The organism is Pseudomonas sp. IT-P258, assembly GCF_949767825.1.
GTDB lineage: Bacteria > Pseudomonadota > Gammaproteobacteria > Pseudomonadales > Pseudomonadaceae > Aquipseudomonas > Aquipseudomonas monachiensis.
Map to the genome: position 1 here is coordinate 12,996 of NZ_CATKPU010000098.1, position 17,093 is coordinate 30,088.

A 17,093-nucleotide genomic window follows, 5' to 3' on the forward strand; every position below is an offset into this window, starting at 1 on the left:
AGGCTAATCCGGCCAGAGTCGACTATGTGTAGATACTTCTGACTTCCTGCACACGACGTCAAGCCCGGCTTTGCAGCCAGGCCACTCTGGACTACGTCAGAGGCTGATCACCCATCGATATGCCTCAGTTGCCGCCGCTGACGCTTAAATCTCCCGCTGCATCCTGGTCATAAAATTCCGGAATCGGAAAGTTGAAACTGTTCAGCCAGCGCTGCATGGCCAGGTCACGTTCGGTGGCCGAGGCGGTTTGCAGGTGCGGGGAGGCAACCACACCGCGAATCTGCAGCTGCAACCACTGCTCGGTGCCTTGTTGATACGGCGAGGAGGGCCCCGGCCCAATGGCCCAGGCACTGGTGGACAGGCAAGCCATGCACACGATCAACAGCCTTTTGGTATTCATCTCGACTCCTCGTACGTTCTACTTGTTCGCACTGGAAGAGGCATCGGCTACCTCAGTCTTGCGATTCCCCTCGGAGGCCACCACTTTTTTGGCGGAGGTCTTGAGTTTTTCCGCGCGGGTTTGAGCCTCTACGACTTGCTTGGGGCTCAAGTCGGCGCGGGTCACGAGTTCGGCTGCCGCCTTCCAGTTATCCTGATAGATCAGCAACGTCACCATATTGAGTGCCGCCAGTGTGTTTGCCTGCTTGAGCTCCATGGCGGTCATGAACTCAATGCGTGCTTCGGGGATCCGTCGTTGATTGAGGTAGACGACCCCCAGGTCATTTCGCATCCTGTCGTCGGTGGGGGCCATCCACACCGCACGCTCAAGGTGAGTGGTAGCGGTGGCGTTATCATTTCTGGCGGCGGCCAACTGGCCCAGGCCATGTTCCCCTTCAGCCGCCAGACAGGTGCCGAGCAAGCTTTGATACAACGGCTCCGCCTCCGAGTTACGCCCCATCAAGCGCAGCACCCGAGCCTTGCGCAGGCGAACCTGGACCACGCTATCGGGCAAACCTTCCAGATTCGCCAGGCTGGCATACAAGCGGCCTTCGCTGGCCATGTTGTCGGCAAGGTTCAGGGTCAGTTCCTGGTCTGAAGCGGGCTTGGCACAGCTACCCGGTCGCGAAGACAGGCCATTGCTGGCACAACCTGCGAGCATCAATGTCGCCGCTATTGCAATGACTGCTTTCATTGAATGTCCCCTGGCTACAACACGTTGAACGCCTGGCCAATGGCAGCACAGCTGGCCCGGCAAGCGTTCAAAGTCACCGTTACGAGTGAGGGCGAGGTCAGTGCGGTTCAGGCTTCGTTTCATTGCGAGAGCCCGCTGAGACTGTCGAAGTCGCCATTTTCCAGGAAAAACATGCGATAGAAGTTCGGGTCGTAATTGCGCAGCTGCTCGCCAGGCAATGACGGTAGTGGTGCATCGGCAGCCAATGGCTGGACCAGATGCGGGGTGACGATCATCAGCAGTTCGCGCTCTTCACGGTTGATGGTGTTGTCGCGGAAAAACGCGCCCAGAATCGGGATATCGCCCAACCCCGGAAACTTGTTCACCTGGGAGTCGTTGTGGGTGCTGATCAGGCCGCTGATGACGAAGCTTTCGCCGTCGGCCAGGGAGATGCTGGTATCGGTACGGCGCACGGTCAGGGCCGGGACTATCGTGCCGGCGATGCTTACGGCGTTGGTGAAGTCCAGTTCACTGACTTCCGGCGCCACCTTCAGTGCGATACGGTTTTTCCCGACGATGGTCGGCGTCAGGGTCAGGCGTATACCGAATTCCTTGTACTCGATGGACACGTTATCGCTGCCTGAACTGGGCACTGGAATCGGTACTTCACCGCCGGCCAGAAAGCTCGCACTCTGCCCGCTGAGCGCAACCAGGCTTGGTCGCGCCAGGGTGTAGGCGAAACCGCTGCCTTCCAGCGCGTTGATCGCCACCAAGGTACTGCCGGTAGCAAACGTGAGGTTGAACTGGTCGTTTCTCACCGGTATCGCCGGCGTGACTATGCCGCCGATGGTGGGCAAGGTTCTCGGCGAGCCGAACAGCCAGTTGCCCCGGACGCCGAAAATCGAGGCGGAGGCTTCCTTGAGCTTGGTCCGGCTGACTTCAACGAAGCGGACATCAGTCTGCACCTGGCTCGGCAGCAGCGGGTCGTCGGAAGGCACCGACGGCACGCTGGTCAGCGCCGACGTGGCCTTGCCCTTGACGAACACCATGCTTTGGCGCGGCGTTTTCGAACAGGCGGTCCAGACCATCAGGCTGGTGGTTCCCGGTGCAATGCCCGTGAGAATGAACGCGTTGTTGCCGCTGGGTTGCACGTCGGCAATTTTCGGGTCACCCACCGCCAGTTGCGTTACCGGAACGGGGCTGCGCAGTTCATTCTGCAGTCCCTGACCGACCTCGTACGTTGTCGGCCAATTGTCCAGCTGCGGGCAATTGGCTGGCGCGGCCTGAGCCGCATCCACGCTGAGGCCCATCCAGAACAGGCCATGGATAATTCGCTTGAAAGCGGGCTCGGTACGAAAGCTCATCAAGTACATCCTCGCTGGATAGGCCATCTTTAGGCTGACAGAGTTGTCTCGGATCACTTCATGGGGATCGGACTATCCCCCCCAATGCGCCAGACCACTCATCCATGGCCCAGGCGTTATTCCTTGCGTGCTACACACGAGCGGGCGCCATTCGCTGATCTGGCTGGATAGCGAGCGACCTTTGCTGAAACGGTTTTCAGTGATTCGGTAACCTGGACTGCGCGCCAGAGCGATACCCGCGCCTGGGGATGGCACTGTCTGCTGTCCTGGTTTCCCCTGAAACAAATCGGCAATACAGGAACAGAGCCGGAAAACGCTTGCCAGGATCATGGTGAGGTAACTCCTTTTGCCAATCCGCTATCTGATCACTGAAGCTAACGTGGAAACTCGAGCCGTTATGACTTCTTGTAGTTTGAAGGTAGTTCAATCAAACCAAAGTGCCATGAATTTAAACAAAACCCTTGATGCAAAGGCTGGATTCAGGCAGGCGGGTGAGGGGGGCGGGCAAGGTCGCAGCACGGTGCGGTTGCCTGAAACTGGCGGGTTACGCTCAAGGCAATAAAAAAGGCCCGCATACTCAAGCATGCGGGCCTTTGGCATCAATGATCTTCAATCAGTGCTTGCTGTCCTGGTTCGACAGCGCCAGCAGTTGCTTTTCCTGGTTCCAGTCGAAAGGTTCGTCGTTCTGTTCAGCTTCGAAGCGGCGTTCTTCCAGTGCCTGATACAGGTCGATTTCTTCATCGGACAAGTAGTGCAGGCAGTCACCAGCGAAATACCACAGTAGATCCCGTGGAATCAGGTGGGCGATTTGCGGATAACGGGAAATGACTTGAGTCAGGATGTCCTGGCCCAGGTATTGGCTTTCGATCGGCTCGATCGGCAGTGACGCCAGCAGTTCGTCGAAGCGCTCAAGGAACAAGGCATGGCTTTCTTCGGGAACCTGCTCGGCCTCACCTACGGCGACCAGGATGCTGCGCAGGTGGTCGAGTAAAACGAGATGATCGGCAACGATGTTGGACACGAGATAAGTCCTCAAGAGCAAAACGGGCGCGGGAGTATAAAGCGCCCGCGCCCGTTTTTACATGCTTGACGGGATCAGCGGACTTTTCCCTCGGCCAGTGCCAAGGCCTCTTGGTCAAAGTCATCGACATCGATCACCTTGCGCCGGGCCGCCTCGGCTTCACGCAGGGTTTGGGCCTCCACCGACTGCAATACACCCGCCTCGAGGGCGGCATCGATCACCGATTCGCCGGCCACCGCTTTGACCTGGCCACTCTTGAGTGCCACATGCAACTTCTTCTGCAACGGCTGTGCGGCGCTCAACAGATTGCAGGCGTGTTGCAATGCACCGACCGGATCGTCGCTCGCTTGCGGGCGGTAGCAACCCAGGAGCACTTCCTCCAGTGCCGGGTCGCCCTTGGCGCGGCCAATTACCCCGGCAACTTCGGCACCGAGTTTGTCCGATGGCCCTTTGTGTCGGCGACCGAACGGGAACACGATCACTCGCAACAGGCAGCCTGCGACTTTGTTCGGGAAGTTGCTCAGCAGTTCATCCATGGCCCGTTCCGCCTGGCCCAGGCTTTCTTCCATGGCCCAGCTCAGCAGTGGTGTCATGTACTGCGGTGAGTCGAGATCGTTGTAGCGCTTGAGTGCGGCGGACGCCAGGTAAAGGTTGCTCAGTACGTCGCCTAGCCGTGCGGACAGGCGTTCGCGACGTTTCAGTGCGCCGCCCAGCAACATCATGCTGAGGTCGGCGAGCAGGGCGAATGCAGCGGCCTGACGGTTGAGGGCACGGAAATAACCCTGGCTGAGCTTGTCGCCCGGGGTGTGTTCCAGGTGCCCGAAACCGAGATTGAGCACCAGTGTACTGGCGGCGTTGCCCACTGCAAAACCGATGTGCTTGAGCAGCAGGTCGTCGAATTCCTTGAGTGCCTGATCCTTGTCTTCGCGGCCGGCGAGGGCCATTTCCTTGAGCACGAAGGGATGGCAGCGAATCGCTCCCTGGCCGAAGATCATCAGGTTGCGCGAAAGAATGTTCGCACCTTCGACGGTGATGAAAATCGGCGCGCCGTTCCATTTGCGACCGAGGTAATTGTTCGGCCCCATGATGATCGCCTTGCCGCCGTGCACATCCATGGCATCGCTGATGCAGTCGCGGCCGCGCTCGGTCAGGTGATACTTGAGAATCGCCGACAGCACCGACGGTTTCTCGCCCAGATCGACCGCATTGGCGGTCAGCATGCGGGCGGCGTCCATCATCCAGGCATTGCCACCAATGCGGGCCATGGCTTCCTGGATGCCTTCGAACGAAGCAATCGGCACATTGAACTGCTCGCGAACCTGGGCGTATTGGCCCGTGACCAGACTGGTGAACTTGGCCATGCCGGAGCCCACCGCCGGCAGGGAAATCGAACGCCCGACCGACAGGCAGTTCATCAGCATCATCCAGCCTTTGCCGAGCATCTCCTGGCCGCCGATGAGGAACTCCAGGGGGACGAACACGTCCTTGCCCGAGTTCGGGCCGTTCATGAAAGCCGCGCCCAACGGCAGATGCCGACGGCCGATGTCGACACCGGCGGTGTCGGTCGGAATCAGCGCCAGGCTGATGCCCAGGTCTTCCTTGTCGCCCAGCAGGTGATCCGGATCGTAGGCCTTGAAGGCCAGGCCGAGGAGGGTGGCCACCGGGCCGAGGGTGATGTAGCGCTTCTCCCAATTCAGGCGCAGGCCGAGGACTTCCTGGCCTTCCCATTGACCTTTGCAGATCACCCCGGAGTCCGGCATGCCGCCGGCGTCGGAGCCGGCCAGCGGACCGGTCAGGGCAAAACACGGGATGTCGTCGCCGCGCGCCAGGCGGGGCAGGTAATGATTGCGTTGTTCGTCGGTGCCGTAATGCAGCAACAGTTCGGCCGGGCCGAGGGAGTTGGGGACCATCACGGTGGAGGCGAGGTCGCCGCTGTGGCTCGCCAGTTTCATCGCCACTTGCGAGTGGGCATAGGCGGAGAAGCCTTTGCCGCCAAACTCCTTGGGGATGATCAGGGCGAAAAAGCCGTTGTCCTTGATGAAGGTCCAGGCTTGCGGCGGCAGGTCCATGGTTTGACCGAGCTGCCATTCACTGACCATGGCGCAGAGTGTTTCGGTCGGCCCGTCGATGAAGGCCTGTTCCTCTTCATTCAATTGCGCCTTGGGATAGGACAGCAGTTTGTTCCAGTCCGGACGACCACTGAACAGTTCGCCGTCCCACCAGACCGTACCGGCGTCGATGGCATCGCGTTCGGTTTGCGACATCGGCGGCAGGGTTTTCTGGAACCAGTTGAACATCGGCGCGCTGAACAATTTGCGGCGCAGGTCGGGCAGCAACAGGGGGGCTGCGACGGCGGCGATCAACACCCAGAAAACCAACAGCAACCAGCCCGGCGCGCGGCTGAAAGCGCCCATGGCCACGACATAGACGGCCACGATGATTAGGGCGGGCATCGGGGCGATGCGGCGGTGAGCCAAATAGGCAATTGCGACCAGCAGAACCAGTATCCACAACAACAGCATATTCATTCCTCCGTGAAACCAGGGCGAACCAGCCCACAGAGCTTAGACGGCATCCGCGAAACAGGCTGGTTGGAGCGATGTGATTGGAATCGTGGGAAAAGCGTTCATCGAGCAAGCGGCAAAGCGCCCATGTTTGGCCGAAACGTCGTTATCTCTGTGCTGAAGCCCTCGTTAGACTCAAGGCTTCCCCAGGAGATTATTCTGATGCACGAGTATCTGAGTCCCGGCCGCTTCATCGATAGTGACCATCCGTCCGTCGTGGAGTTCGCCGAACAACACCGTGGCGTCAGTCGCGATCCGCTGGAGCAGGCGATCAGTCTCTATTACGCCGTGCGCGAAGCGGTGCGCTACAACCCGTACACGTTCAGTCGCGATCCGCAGACCTTGCGCGGCAGTTATGCGCTGGCGACCGGTGAGAGTTACTGCGTGCCCAAGGCCACGCTGCTGGCAGGTGCGGCGCGGCATTGCGGGATTCCCGCACGGATCGGCCTGGCGGATGTGCGCAATCATCTGTCGACGCCACGGCTGCTCGAATTGCTCAAGAGCGACATGTTCGCCATGCATGGCTACACCGAATTCTATTTGCAGGATCGCTGGGTCAAGGCGACACCAGCGTTCAACCGCAAACTCTGCGACCTGTTCAATGTGGCGCCGCTGGAATTCGACGGGGTCAACGACAGCGTTTTCCATCCCTTCAACCGCGATGGCGCGAAGCTGATGGAGTACCTCGTCGATCACGGCCAGTTCGCCGACGTACCTGAAACGTTCTTTTTCGAACACCTGGAAAAGTGCTATCCGCACCTGTTCGGTGAGCAACAGCAACCGCTGCTGGGCGACATGCAGAGCGATTTGAGTCGCGCCTGATCCGGCGTATGCTGCCTGCCCACTTACCGAAAAAGAGGCGGTCATGCTGAAGATCTGGGGTCGGAAAAACTCGTCGAATGTCAGAAAGCCATTGTGGGCCGCCGAAGAACTGGGACTGGCCTACGAGGCTATCGATGCCGGTGGCGCCTTTGGTGTCGTCGATACGCCCGAGTACCGCGCCATGAATCCCAATGGTCGCGTGCCTGTCATTGAAGACGGCGGTTTTGTGTTGTGGGAATCCAACGCCATCGTGCGTTACCTGATGGCCTTGCATGCTGACGACACGGCCTGGTACCCGAAAAATCCAAAGGCCCGCGCCACTGCCGACAAGTGGATGGACTGGACCACCTCGAGCTTTGCCGGCCCGTTCCGTACTGTGTTCTGGGGTGTGCTGCGTACCCCGGCAGACCAGCAGGACTGGCCCGCCATCAAGGCGGCGATCAAGGAATGCGACACGTTGCTGGCGATGGCCGATCAGGCGCTGGCCGCCACACCCTACCTGTCCGGAGACGAGATCGGCATGGGTGACATTCCCCTGGGCAGTTTCATTTATGCCTGGTTCGAAATGCCGATCGAGCGTGCACCGCAACCTCATCTGGAGGCCTGGTACGCGCGGTTGAAACAGCGTCCGGCGTATCAAAAGGCGGTCATGACCGCGTTGACTTAATACTCACTATCGACACGCTTGACTGTACTTGTGTGGCGGCGACAAGCACCATTGTGCCAGTTCGCTGCGGTTGTATTGTTCGCCGCCGCCCATACTTATTCCTTTCTTCCCTTCTTGGTGCGTAAATCAGATATGAGTTCCGCTCTGTCCATCCGGCAGCTAACCAAAACCTACGGCAACGGTTTCCAGGCCCTGAGTGGTATCGATCTGGATGTCGCCGAAGGTGACTTCTTCGCCTTGCTCGGCCCCAACGGCGCCGGCAAATCCACGACCATCGGCATTCTCTCGACCCTGGTGAACAAGACCAGCGGCACGGTGAATATCTTCGGTCACGACCTGGACAGGAATCCCGCGCAGCTCAAGCGCTCCATCGGCGTGGTGCCTCAGGAATTCAACTTCAACCAGTTCGAAAAGACCTTCGACATCGTCGTGACCCAGGCCGGCTACTACGGCATCCCGGCGAAAATCGCCAAGGAACGCGCCGAACAGTACCTGACCCAGCTCGGCCTGTGGGACAAGAAGGACGTGCCGTCACGCTCGCTGTCCGGCGGCATGAAGCGTCGCCTGATGATCGCCCGCGCGCTGGTTCATGAACCGCGCCTGCTGATCCTCGACGAACCGACCGCCGGGGTGGACATCGAACTGCGTCGTTCGATGTGGAGCTTCCTCACCGAGCTGAACCAGAAAGGCATCACCATCATCCTCACCACCCACTACCTGGAAGAGGCTGAACAGCTGTGCCGCAACATCGGCATCATCGACCACGGCACCATCGTCGAGAACACCAGCATGAAGCAGTTGCTCAGCCAATTGCATGTAGAAACCTTCCTGCTGGATATGAAGAACACGTTGCAAGTGGCGCCGCAGTTGCTCGGCTACCCGTCCCGGTTGATCGACAGCCACACCCTGGAAGTCCAGGTGGACAAGTCCATGGGCATCACCGCGCTGTTCACCCAGTTGGCGCAGCAGAACATCGAAGTACAGAGCCTGCGTAACAAAACCAATCGCCTCGAGGAGTTGTTCGTGTCCCTGGTGGAGAAAAATCTGTCGAAGGTGGCAGTATGAGTTCCGAGCTGCGCCCCAACCTCGTTGCCCTCAACACCATCGTTTACCGTGAAGTCCGGCGTTTCACCCGGATCTGGCCGCAGACCCTGCTGCCACCCGCGATCACCATGGTTTTGTACTTCGTGATCTTCGGTAATCTGATCGGTCGGCAGATCGGCGACATGGGTGGCTTCACCTATATGGAGTACATCGTGCCGGGACTGATCATGATGTCGGTGATCACCAACTCCTACGGCAACGTGGTGTCGAGTTTCTTCGGCAGCAAGTTCCAGCGGTCCATTGAAGAACTGATGGTCTCACCGCTGTCGCCGCACACGATTCTGATCGGCTACACCCTGGGCGGTGTGCTGCGCGGGTTGATGGTGGGGATCATCGTGACTCTGCTGTCGCTATTTTTCACCCATTTGCAGGTGCATCACCTGGGCGTGACCATTCTGGTGGTAGTGCTGACCGCGACGATCTTCTCGCTGCTGGGCTTCATCAACGCCGTGTTTGCGCGCAACTTCGATGACATTTCTATCATTCCGACTTTCGTGCTGACGCCACTGACCTACCTGGGCGGGGTCTTCTACTCGATCACCTTGCTGCCGCCGTTCTGGCAGACCGTGTCCATGGCCAACCCGGTGCTGCACATGGTCAACGCGTTCCGTTACGGCATCCTTGGCGTTTCGGATATCCGCATCAGCGTGGCCATCGCCTTCATGCTGGTTGCGACCGTGGTGCTGTATCTCGGTAGTGCGCGGTTGCTGGTGAGTGGACGCGGGATGCGTACCTGACCCGCAGCAAACCCTTGTAGGAGCTGGCTTGCCAGCGATGGCGTCAGCCCAGCCACCGCAAAAAAACGGCCTCCCAAAGTGGAGGCCGTTTTGCATTCTCACATCCGGCTTTTCTTGCGCCGCTTCCACTGCCTGGCCACCCACCAGCGCCAATACATCATCACCAGGAAGTAGGCCAGTGCACCCAGTACCAGCCCCGTCACTACCGAGCCCAGCAGGAACGGTTGCCACAGGGTCGAGATTTCGCCCCTGATCCATTCCCAGGTCAGTGAGTCCGGCAACTGCCGGGCGGGAACGTCCATTAGCCAGGCGCCGGTCTGGTAGGTGCAGAAGAACACCGCGGGCATGGTGATCGGGTTGGTCAGCCAGACCAGACTCACGGCTATCGGCATGTTGCCGCGCACGATGATGGCGAGGATTGCCGCCAGCAGCATCTGCAGCGGGATCGGCAGGAACGCGGCGAACAGGCCCACCGCCATGGCGCGGGCAACGGAGTGGCGGTTGAGGTGCCACAGGTTCGGGTCATGCAGCAGCGTGCCGAGAAAGCGTAAGGATTTGTGTTCCCTGATACTCATCGGGTCTGGCATGTAACGTTTGAATAAACGCCGGGGCATAAGGCTTCTCGGTCGGTCAAGGCGGCAAGTATGTCTGGATTCCATGAACTACCCATTCAGACTTTGTGACAATTAATAACGGCGCTGGCGCGATGGGCGGGCTAAGCCTTGGAGGGGACTTTCAAGGACGGGCTTATGCGCACAGGGATGATGGCGCTGGCGCTGGGTCTGTTGACCTTGCGTTTTTTACCGGTATTACCGCCGGTCTGGTTGTGGCTGGCGATGCCGGTGGCGGGTCTGATGTTGCTGCCGTTCAGGACCTATCCGGTGGCGTTTTACCTGTTCGGCTTGAGTTGGGCCTGCGCGAATGCGCAGTGGGCGCTGGATGACCGGTTGCCGCCGGCGCTGGATGGAGAAACCCGCTGGGTCGAAGGCCGGGTCACGGGCTTGCCCCGGCATGACGACGGTGTCGTGCGATTCGAATTGACCGACATCCAGTCCCGACGGACCCGGCTGCCACGGCAAATGCGCCTGGCCTGGTATGGCGGACCGCCGGTGAGCGGTGGCGAGCGCTGGCGGCTGGCCGTCAAGTTGAAGCGCCCGGTCGGGCTCCTCAATCCGCAGGCCTTCGACTATCAGGCCTGGTTGTTGGCGCAACGCATCGGGGCCACCGGGACGATCAAGCAGGGCGAACGCCTTGCGCCAGCCCGATGGGCCTGGCGCGATGCCATCCGCCAGCGTTTGCTGGCGGTGGATGCCCAAGGGCGAAGCGGCGCGTTGACGGCATTGGTACTCGGGGACGGCGCCGGGCTGAGCCGCGAAGACTGGCAGGTATTGCAGGACACCGGCACGGTGCATCTGTTGGTGATTTCCGGGCAGCACATCGGATTGCTGGCGGGCGTGGTGTATCTGTTGATCGCCGGCCTGGCCCGCTTCGGGTTATGGCCGAACCGTCTGCCATGGTTGCCCTGGGCGTGTGGCCTGGCATTCGCCGCTGCGCTCGGTTACGGGATGCTGGCCGGTTTCGAGGTGCCGGTGCGGCGGGCCTGCCTGATGATTGCAATGGTGTTGTTGTGGCGTCTGCGGTTCCGTCATCTCGGTGCATGGTGGCCACTGTTGCTGGCACTCGACGGCATATTGCTGCTGGAACCGCTGTCGAGTCTCCAGCCTGGTTTCTGGCTGTCTTTCGCGGCCGTGGCAGTCTTGATATTGACCTTCGGCGGACGTTTGGGGCCTTGGCGCTGGTGGCAGACCTGGACCCGTGCCCAGTGGCTGATTGCAATCGGTCTGTGTCCGTTGTTACTGGCGCTGGGGTTGCCAATCAGTCTCAGCGGGCCGCTGGCCAATTTATTTGCGGTGCCCTGGATCAGTCTGGTGGTCCTGCCGCCGGCGTTGCTCGGGACACTGTTGCTGCCGGTGCCTTACGTGGGTGAGAAGTTGCTGTGGCTGGCCGGTGGCCTGATCGATGGCTGGTTCAGGGCGTTGGGGCTCGTCTCCGGCCAGGTTCCCGCGTGGGTGCCCGCGGCAGTCCCGCCATGGGCTTGGGTAATCGGTGCCATTGGCGCCTTTTTGCTATTGCTGCCGCGAGGCTTGCCGATGCGCCCGTTAGGTTGGCCCATGCTGTTGATGCTGGTTTTTTCGCCCAGGCCGATGTTGCAGGAGGGCATGGCCGAAGTCTGGCAACTGGATGTGGGGCAGGGCTTGTCAATCCTGGTGCGCACTCGGCATCACACGTTGCTGTACGACGCCGGCCCGCGTTTCGGTGAACTCGACCAAGGGGAGCGGGTGGTGCTGCCGGCATTGCGCAAACTGGGGGTGAAGGGGCTCGACATGATGCTGATCAGCCACGCCCATGCCGATCATGCCGGCGGTGCCCCGGCGATTGCCAGGGGCTTGCCGGTGAAACAGGTGGTCAGTGGTGAACCGTCAGACTTGCCTGCGCAATTGCAAGCGGGGAGCTGTGAGAGCGGTCGGCAATGGACCTGGGATGAAGTCGATTTCCAGCTCTGGCACTGGCCATTGGCCGGCGACAGCAACCAGAACTCCTGTGTCTTGTTGATCGAAGCCAATGGTGAACGGTTGCTGTTGAGTGGCGACATTGATGCCGCCGCCGAAAGAGCCCTGCTGGACAGCGCGTTGGCCCGGCCCACCGATTGGCTGCAGGCGCCACACCACGGCAGTCGCAGTTCGTCGTCCAATGTCCTGTTGGATGTCCTGCGACCCAAAGGGGGGCTGATCTCTCGCGGGCAAGGCAATTCGTTTGGCCATCCGCATCCTACGGTCATCGCGCGTTATCAAAAACGTGGAGTGGCGATCTACGACAGCGTCGAACAGGGTGCCATTCGTCTGCAACTGGGACGCTTCGAGTCGCCGTGGTCAATGCGCCAGGAACGGCGTTTCTGGCGCGATCCGCCGCCCTTGAATCCATAAACGAGCATTATAAAGGCACGACCGGATGCGACATCACGGTCTTCGGTGCTTGCACCCCCTATGTTAGAGTGGCGCACTTTTTCGAGGGGGCTGTCACTGTGTGGGAATTGGTCAAATCCGGCGGCTGGATGATGCTGCCGATCATTTTGAGTTCCATCGCGGCCATGGCGATCGTTGCCGAGCGTCTGTGGACCCTGCGGGCCAGCCGCGTGACCCCGGAGCACTTGCTCGGGCAGGTCTGGGTCTGGATCAAGGACAAGAAACTCAACAAAGACAGACTCAAGGAACTGCGCGCCAACTCGCCGCTGGGTGAGATCCTCGCCGCGGGCCTTGCCAACTCCAAGCATGGTCGCGAGATCATGAAAGAGTGCATCGAAGAGGCTGCTGCGCGGGTCATCCACGATCTGGAACGTTACATCAACGCCCTCGGCACTATTGCTGCCATGGCCCCGTTGCTGGGCTTGCTTGGTACCGTGCTGGGCATGATCGATATTTTCAGCGCGTTTACCGGCAGTGGCATGACCACCAACGCTTCGGTGCTGGCCGGTGGTATTTCCAAGGCCCTGATCACCACGGCCGCCGGTTTGATGGTCGGTATCCCGGCGGTATTCTTCCATCGATTCCTGCAACGCCGGATCGATGAGCTGGTGGTAGGGATGGAGCAGGAAGCGATCAAACTGGTCGAGGTAGTGCAGGGCGACCGCGACGTGGACCTGGCCGAGGGCAAAGCGTGAAATTCCGCCGCAAACCACGGGAAACGGTGGACATCAACCTCGCGTCGCTGATCGACGTGGTGTTCATCCTGCTGTTGTTTTTTGTCGTGACCACCACCTTCACCCGTGAAACCCAGCTACGCGTCGATCTGCCGGAAGCCGTCAGCGGCGCGCCGGCCGACGATCAGGACAAGTCATTGGACATCGCCATCAGCGCCGACGGCGTGTTCTCGGTGAACAACCGGATTTTGCCGAAAAGCGACCTGGCTTCGCTGATGGACGCGCTGCAAAAAGAAGCCAATGGCGACACCAGCCGACCGCTGTCCATCAGCGCTGACGGCAAGACTGCGCATCAGTCCGTGGTGACAGCCATGGATGCAGCCGGCAAGCTCGGCTTCAGTCATTTGCGCATGACCACCATCGAGGCGGCGCCCCCGGCGCCCTGATGGCCATGTCCGATCGATTGCTCGCCGCGTGGTACGCAGGTCATCCGGCCCTGAAACTGCTGCAGCCGCTGGAATGGTTGTACCGGCGCGTGGTCATGAACAAGCGCAAGCGCTTTCTGGCGGGTGAGGGCGAGATCTATCAGCCGCCGGTGCCGCTGATCGTGGTCGGCAACATCACCGTGGGTGGCACCGGCAAGACGCCGCTGATTCTGTGGATGATCGACCACTGCCAGCGCAGCGGCCTGCGGGTCGGCGTGGTCAGCCGGGGCTACGGCGCCAAACCGCCGCAATTGCCATGGCGGGTCGAGGCCGAGCACAGCGCCGACGTCGCCGGTGACGAGCCGTTGCTGATCGTCCAGCGCACAGGCGTGCCGCTGATGATCGACCCCAATCGCAGCAATGCCGTCAAAGCCTTGCTGGCCAGCGAACCGCTGGACCTGATCCTGTCCGACGACGGCATGCAGCACTACCGCCTGGCCCGTGACCTGGAACTGGTGCTGATCGATGCCGCCCGCGGCCTGGGCAACCGCCGTTGCCTGCCTGCCGGGCCATTGCGTGAGCCGGTCGAGCGTCTGCAAAGCGTCGACGCGGTGCTCTACAATGGTGCCGCATCTGACCGAGATGATGGATTTGCCTTCCAGTTGCAACCCACCGCGCTGGTCAACCTGCGCAGCGGCGAACGACGTCCCCTTGACTACTTCCCCAGCGGCCAGGCCCTGCACGCGGTGGCCGGCATCGGCAATCCGCAACGTTTCTTCAAGACCCTCGAAACGCTACACTGGCAGCCGGTTCCACATGCGTTTGCCGACCACGCCGAATACAGCGTGCAGGCGTTGAATTTCACGCCGTCATTGCCGTTGGTGATGACGGAAAAGGACGCGGTGAAATGCCGTGCCTTTGCCGCCGCCGACTGGTGGTACCTGGCGGTCGATGCCGTGCCGTCGCCGGCCTTCGTGGCCTGGTTCGACACACAGTTGATGCGCCTGCTGCCGGCTCGTTTGTTGCCTTAACTCCGTTTTTTCCAGGGAATGCTCATGGACACCAAATTGCTCGATATCCTCGCTTGCCCGGTCTGCAAAGGCCCGCTCAAGCTCAGCGCCGACAAGACCGAGCTGATCAGCAAGGGTGCAGGCCTGGCCTACCCGATTCGCGACGGCATCCCGGTGATGCTCGAATCCGAAGCGCGCACCCTGACCACCGACGAGCGCCTGGATAAATGACCACAGCCTTTACCGTCGTCATTCCATCGCGTTACGCCTCCACCCGCCTGCCGGGCAAGCCGCTGCTGCTGATCGCCGGCAAGCCGATGATCCAGCACGTCTGGGAACAGGCGAGTAAAAGCAGCGCCGGGCGTGTGGTGGTGGCCACCGACGACGCGCGCATCGTCGAGGCCTGCAAAGGCTTTGGTGCCGAAGTGGTACTGACCCGTGAAGACCACAACTCCGGCACTGATCGCCTGGCCGAAGTCGCGATGAAGCTGGGCCTGGCGCCCGACGCCATCGTGGTCAACGTCCAGGGCGACGAGCCGCTGATCCCGCCGAGCGTGATCGATCAGGTCGCCGCCAATCTGGCGGCCCACGCCGAAGCGCGCATGGCCACCCTGGCCGAGCCGATCGAAGACGCGGACACCCTGTTCAATCCCAACGTGGTCAAGGTCGTCAGCGACCTCAATGGCCTGGCGCTGACGTTCAGTCGTTCCACTTTGCCTTGGGCGCGGGATGCATTCGCCGTGAACCCTGAGCAGTTGCCCGAAGGTGTGCCGTATCGCCGTCATATCGGTATCTATGCCTACCGCGCCGGTTTCCTCCAGGATTTCGTCAACTGGGGCCCATGCTGGCTGGAAAACACCGAGTGCCTGGAACAGCTGCGTGCCTTGTGGCACGGCGTGCGGATCCACGTGGCCGACGCACTGATCGCACCGCCGGCCGGCGTCGATACCGTTGAAGACCTTGAGCGCGTTCGTCGCCTGCTGGAGGCGTGATGCGGGTTCTGTTTGTCTGCCTGGGCAACATCTGCCGTTCCCCCACGGCCGAAGGCGTGCTGCGGCATAAACTGCGCGAGGCCGGCCTGGCCGATCAAGTTGAAGTGGCCTCCGCCGGCACCGGTGACTGGCATGTCGGCAAGGCGCCGGACAAGCGCAGTCAGGCAGCGGCGAAGCTGCGCGGTTATGACTTGTCCGCCCAGCGCGCCCGGCAAGTCAGCCGTGCCGATTTCGCCACCTATGACCTGATCCTGGCGATGGACAATAGCAACCTGCGCAACCTCAAGGCCTTGCAGCCGGCCAAGGGCAAGGCCGAACTCGACCTGTTCCTGCGTCGCTACCAGTCGCCGGTCGATGAAGTGCCGGATCCGTACTATGACGGCGACCAGGGCTTCGAGCAGGTGCTGGACCTGATCGAACGCGCCAGTGATTTGCTGGTGATCGAATTGAAGGGACGGTTATGAGTTTGCAGGTTCAATCGCAGGTTTCGCTCAAGCCGTTCAACAGCTTTGGCGTGGATGTCCAGGCCCGGTTCTTTGCCGAGGCCCATAGCGACGCCGATGTGCGCGAAGCCTTGGCCTACGGGCTGGAGCGCAAGGTCCCGGTGCTGGTGATCGGCGGCGGCAGCAACCTGCTGCTGACGGCGGATATCGATTCACTGGTGCTGCGCATGGCCACCCGCGGGAGTCGCGTGCTGAGCGATGAGGGCGGTAAAGTGGTGGTCGAGGCCGAGGCGGGCGAGCCCTGGCATCCTTTTGTGCAACACACACTGTCCATGGGTTTGTCCGGTCTGGAAAACCTCAGCCTGATTCCCGGCACTGTCGGTGCGGCACCAATGCAGAACATTGGCGCTTATGGGGTCGAGATCAAGGACGTCTTCGCCGGCCTCACTGCCCTTGATCGGCTGAGCGGCGAACTGCGCGACTTCAGCCTGGCGGAGTGCAATTTCGCTTACCGCGACAGCCTGTTCAAACAGGAGCCGGGACGCTGGTTGATCCTGCGCGTACGTTTCGCCCTCGACCGCGCCGCGCATCTGCACCTGGAGTACGGCCCGGTGCGTCAGCGCCTGACCGAACAGGGCATCGAGCATCCGACCGCCAGCGATGTCAGCCAGGCCATTTGCAGCATCCGTAACGAAAAACTTCCGGACCCGGCCGTACTCGGCAATGCCGGCAGCTTCTTCAAGAACCCTTTGGTGTCGGCGGCGCTGGCTGCACGACTCAAGGGCGAATACCCCGACCTGGTGGCCTATGCGCAACCCGACGGGCAGATGAAGCTGGCCGCCGGTTGGCTGATCGAGCGGGCAGGGTGGAAGGGGTTCCGTGAGGCTGATGCTGGCGTGCATAAATTGCAGGCGCTGGTGCTGGTCAATTATGGCGGCGCGACGGGCCTGCAACTGCTGAACCTGGCGCAGCGCATCCAGAAAGACATTTCCGAGCGTTTCCATGTCGATCTGGAAATGGAGCCAAACCGCTATTGAGAACGCCCCCTAAGCTTCCAGGACAGATCAAAAAGCCCTGCACAATGTTTATTGTGCAGGGCTTTTTTGTTAATGCTCGGTTAACTTAGTCAGCTAACG

Annotated in this window: 18 protein-coding genes; 12 read left to right on the forward strand and 6 right to left on the reverse strand. The window is 60.7% G+C overall.

Going from position 1 to position 17,093, the window contains the following annotated elements:
• Positions 1 to 124: 124 nt before the first annotated feature.
• The 5 genes from ACM6G4_RS26060 to ACM6G4_RS26080 form a co-directional block, all read right to left on the reverse strand.
• Positions 125 to 400, reverse strand: coding sequence for a DUF3613 domain-containing protein (locus ACM6G4_RS26060; protein ID WP_414914904.1), 276 nt, complete (start codon positions 398 to 400; stop codon positions 125 to 127).
• Positions 401 to 418: 18 nt separating this feature from the next.
• A complete protein-coding gene (locus ACM6G4_RS26065; RefSeq protein WP_414914905.1) occupies positions 419 to 1,132 on the reverse strand; it encodes a hypothetical protein in 714 nt (237 codons plus the stop codon).
• Positions 1,133 to 1,251: 119 nt separating this feature from the next.
• Positions 1,252 to 2,475 carry a type II and III secretion system protein family protein gene (locus ACM6G4_RS26070; protein ID WP_056727244.1) on the reverse strand — a complete coding sequence of 408 codons (1,224 nt, stop codon included), beginning with the start codon at positions 2,473 to 2,475 and terminating at the stop codon, positions 1,252 to 1,254.
• Between the two features lie 613 nt (positions 2,476 to 3,088).
• Positions 3,089 to 3,496: a PA2817 family protein gene (locus tag ACM6G4_RS26075; protein WP_056727242.1), complete on the reverse strand. Its 408-nt coding sequence runs from the start codon at positions 3,494 to 3,496 to the stop codon at positions 3,089 to 3,091.
• A 74-nt stretch (positions 3,497 to 3,570) separates the two neighbouring features.
• On the reverse strand, positions 3,571 to 6,018 hold the full coding sequence (locus tag ACM6G4_RS26080; protein WP_414914906.1) for an acyl-CoA dehydrogenase: 2,448 nt from the start codon (positions 6,016 to 6,018) through the stop codon (positions 3,571 to 3,573).
• A gap of 204 nt (positions 6,019 to 6,222) precedes the next feature.
• Here ACM6G4_RS26080 and ACM6G4_RS26085 point away from each other — a divergent pair, with 204 nt between their 5' ends.
• The 4 genes from ACM6G4_RS26085 (at position 6,223) to ACM6G4_RS26100 (ending at position 9,390) form a co-directional block, all read left to right on the forward strand.
• The gene (locus tag ACM6G4_RS26085) at positions 6,223 to 6,882 is read left to right on the forward strand and encodes a transglutaminase-like domain-containing protein (protein WP_056727240.1); all 660 of its coding nucleotides are present in this window, start codon (positions 6,223 to 6,225) and stop codon (positions 6,880 to 6,882) included.
• Positions 6,883 to 6,925: 43 nt separating this feature from the next.
• On the forward strand, positions 6,926 to 7,549 hold the full coding sequence (locus ACM6G4_RS26090) for a glutathione S-transferase family protein (RefSeq protein ID WP_409078935.1): 624 nt from the start codon (positions 6,926 to 6,928) through the stop codon (positions 7,547 to 7,549).
• Between the two features lie 132 nt (positions 7,550 to 7,681).
• On the forward strand, positions 7,682 to 8,614 hold the full coding sequence (locus ACM6G4_RS26095; protein WP_056727238.1) for an ABC transporter ATP-binding protein: 933 nt from the start codon (positions 7,682 to 7,684) through the stop codon (positions 8,612 to 8,614).
• Entirely contained in the window at positions 8,611 to 9,390 is a 780-nt protein-coding gene (locus tag ACM6G4_RS26100) for an ABC transporter permease (RefSeq protein ID WP_414914907.1), read from the forward strand. The genes ACM6G4_RS26095 and ACM6G4_RS26100 overlap by 4 nt, the downstream gene beginning before the upstream one ends.
• A gap of 98 nt (positions 9,391 to 9,488) precedes the next feature.
• Here ACM6G4_RS26100 and ACM6G4_RS26105 read toward each other — a convergent pair whose 3' ends face one another.
• Positions 9,489 to 10,004, reverse strand: coding sequence for a DUF2062 domain-containing protein (locus ACM6G4_RS26105; protein WP_056727237.1), 516 nt, complete (start codon positions 10,002 to 10,004; stop codon positions 9,489 to 9,491).
• A 135-nt stretch (positions 10,005 to 10,139) separates the two neighbouring features.
• On the opposite strand from ACM6G4_RS26105, the gene ACM6G4_RS26110 reads away from it, so the two are divergent.
• From ACM6G4_RS26110 to murB, 8 genes are all read left to right on the forward strand, one after another.
• Positions 10,140 to 12,374: a DNA internalization-related competence protein ComEC/Rec2 gene (locus ACM6G4_RS26110; protein WP_414914908.1), complete on the forward strand. Its 2,235-nt coding sequence runs from the start codon at positions 10,140 to 10,142 to the stop codon at positions 12,372 to 12,374.
• 98 nt (positions 12,375 to 12,472) lie between these two features.
• A complete protein-coding gene (locus tag ACM6G4_RS26115) occupies positions 12,473 to 13,108 on the forward strand; it encodes a MotA/TolQ/ExbB proton channel family protein (protein WP_056727235.1) in 636 nt (211 codons plus the stop codon).
• Complete coding sequence (locus ACM6G4_RS26120; RefSeq protein WP_223541059.1) at positions 13,105 to 13,533, forward strand: ExbD/TolR family protein; 429 nt, start codon at positions 13,105 to 13,107, stop codon at positions 13,531 to 13,533. The genes ACM6G4_RS26115 and ACM6G4_RS26120 overlap by 4 nt, the downstream gene beginning before the upstream one ends.
• The gene (lpxK, locus tag ACM6G4_RS26125) at positions 13,533 to 14,543 is read left to right on the forward strand and encodes a tetraacyldisaccharide 4'-kinase (protein WP_056727233.1); all 1,011 of its coding nucleotides are present in this window, start codon (positions 13,533 to 13,535) and stop codon (positions 14,541 to 14,543) included. The genes ACM6G4_RS26120 and lpxK overlap by 1 nt, the downstream gene beginning before the upstream one ends.
• 24 nt (positions 14,544 to 14,567) lie before the next feature.
• Positions 14,568 to 14,753 (forward strand): Trm112 family protein, encoded by a 186-nt coding sequence (locus ACM6G4_RS26130; protein WP_003179363.1) that lies wholly within the window; start codon positions 14,568 to 14,570, stop codon positions 14,751 to 14,753.
• Positions 14,750 to 15,514, forward strand: coding sequence for a 3-deoxy-manno-octulosonate cytidylyltransferase (gene kdsB / locus ACM6G4_RS26135; RefSeq protein WP_414914909.1), 765 nt, complete (start codon positions 14,750 to 14,752; stop codon positions 15,512 to 15,514). The genes ACM6G4_RS26130 and kdsB overlap by 4 nt, the downstream gene beginning before the upstream one ends.
• Complete coding sequence (locus ACM6G4_RS26140; RefSeq protein WP_414914910.1) at positions 15,514 to 15,978, forward strand: low molecular weight protein-tyrosine-phosphatase; 465 nt, start codon at positions 15,514 to 15,516, stop codon at positions 15,976 to 15,978. The genes kdsB and ACM6G4_RS26140 overlap by 1 nt, the downstream gene beginning before the upstream one ends.
• On the forward strand, positions 15,975 to 16,994 hold the full coding sequence (gene murB, locus ACM6G4_RS26145; protein ID WP_414914911.1) for a UDP-N-acetylmuramate dehydrogenase: 1,020 nt from the start codon (positions 15,975 to 15,977) through the stop codon (positions 16,992 to 16,994). The genes ACM6G4_RS26140 and murB overlap by 4 nt, the downstream gene beginning before the upstream one ends.
• Positions 16,995 to 17,093 lie beyond the last annotated feature (99 nt).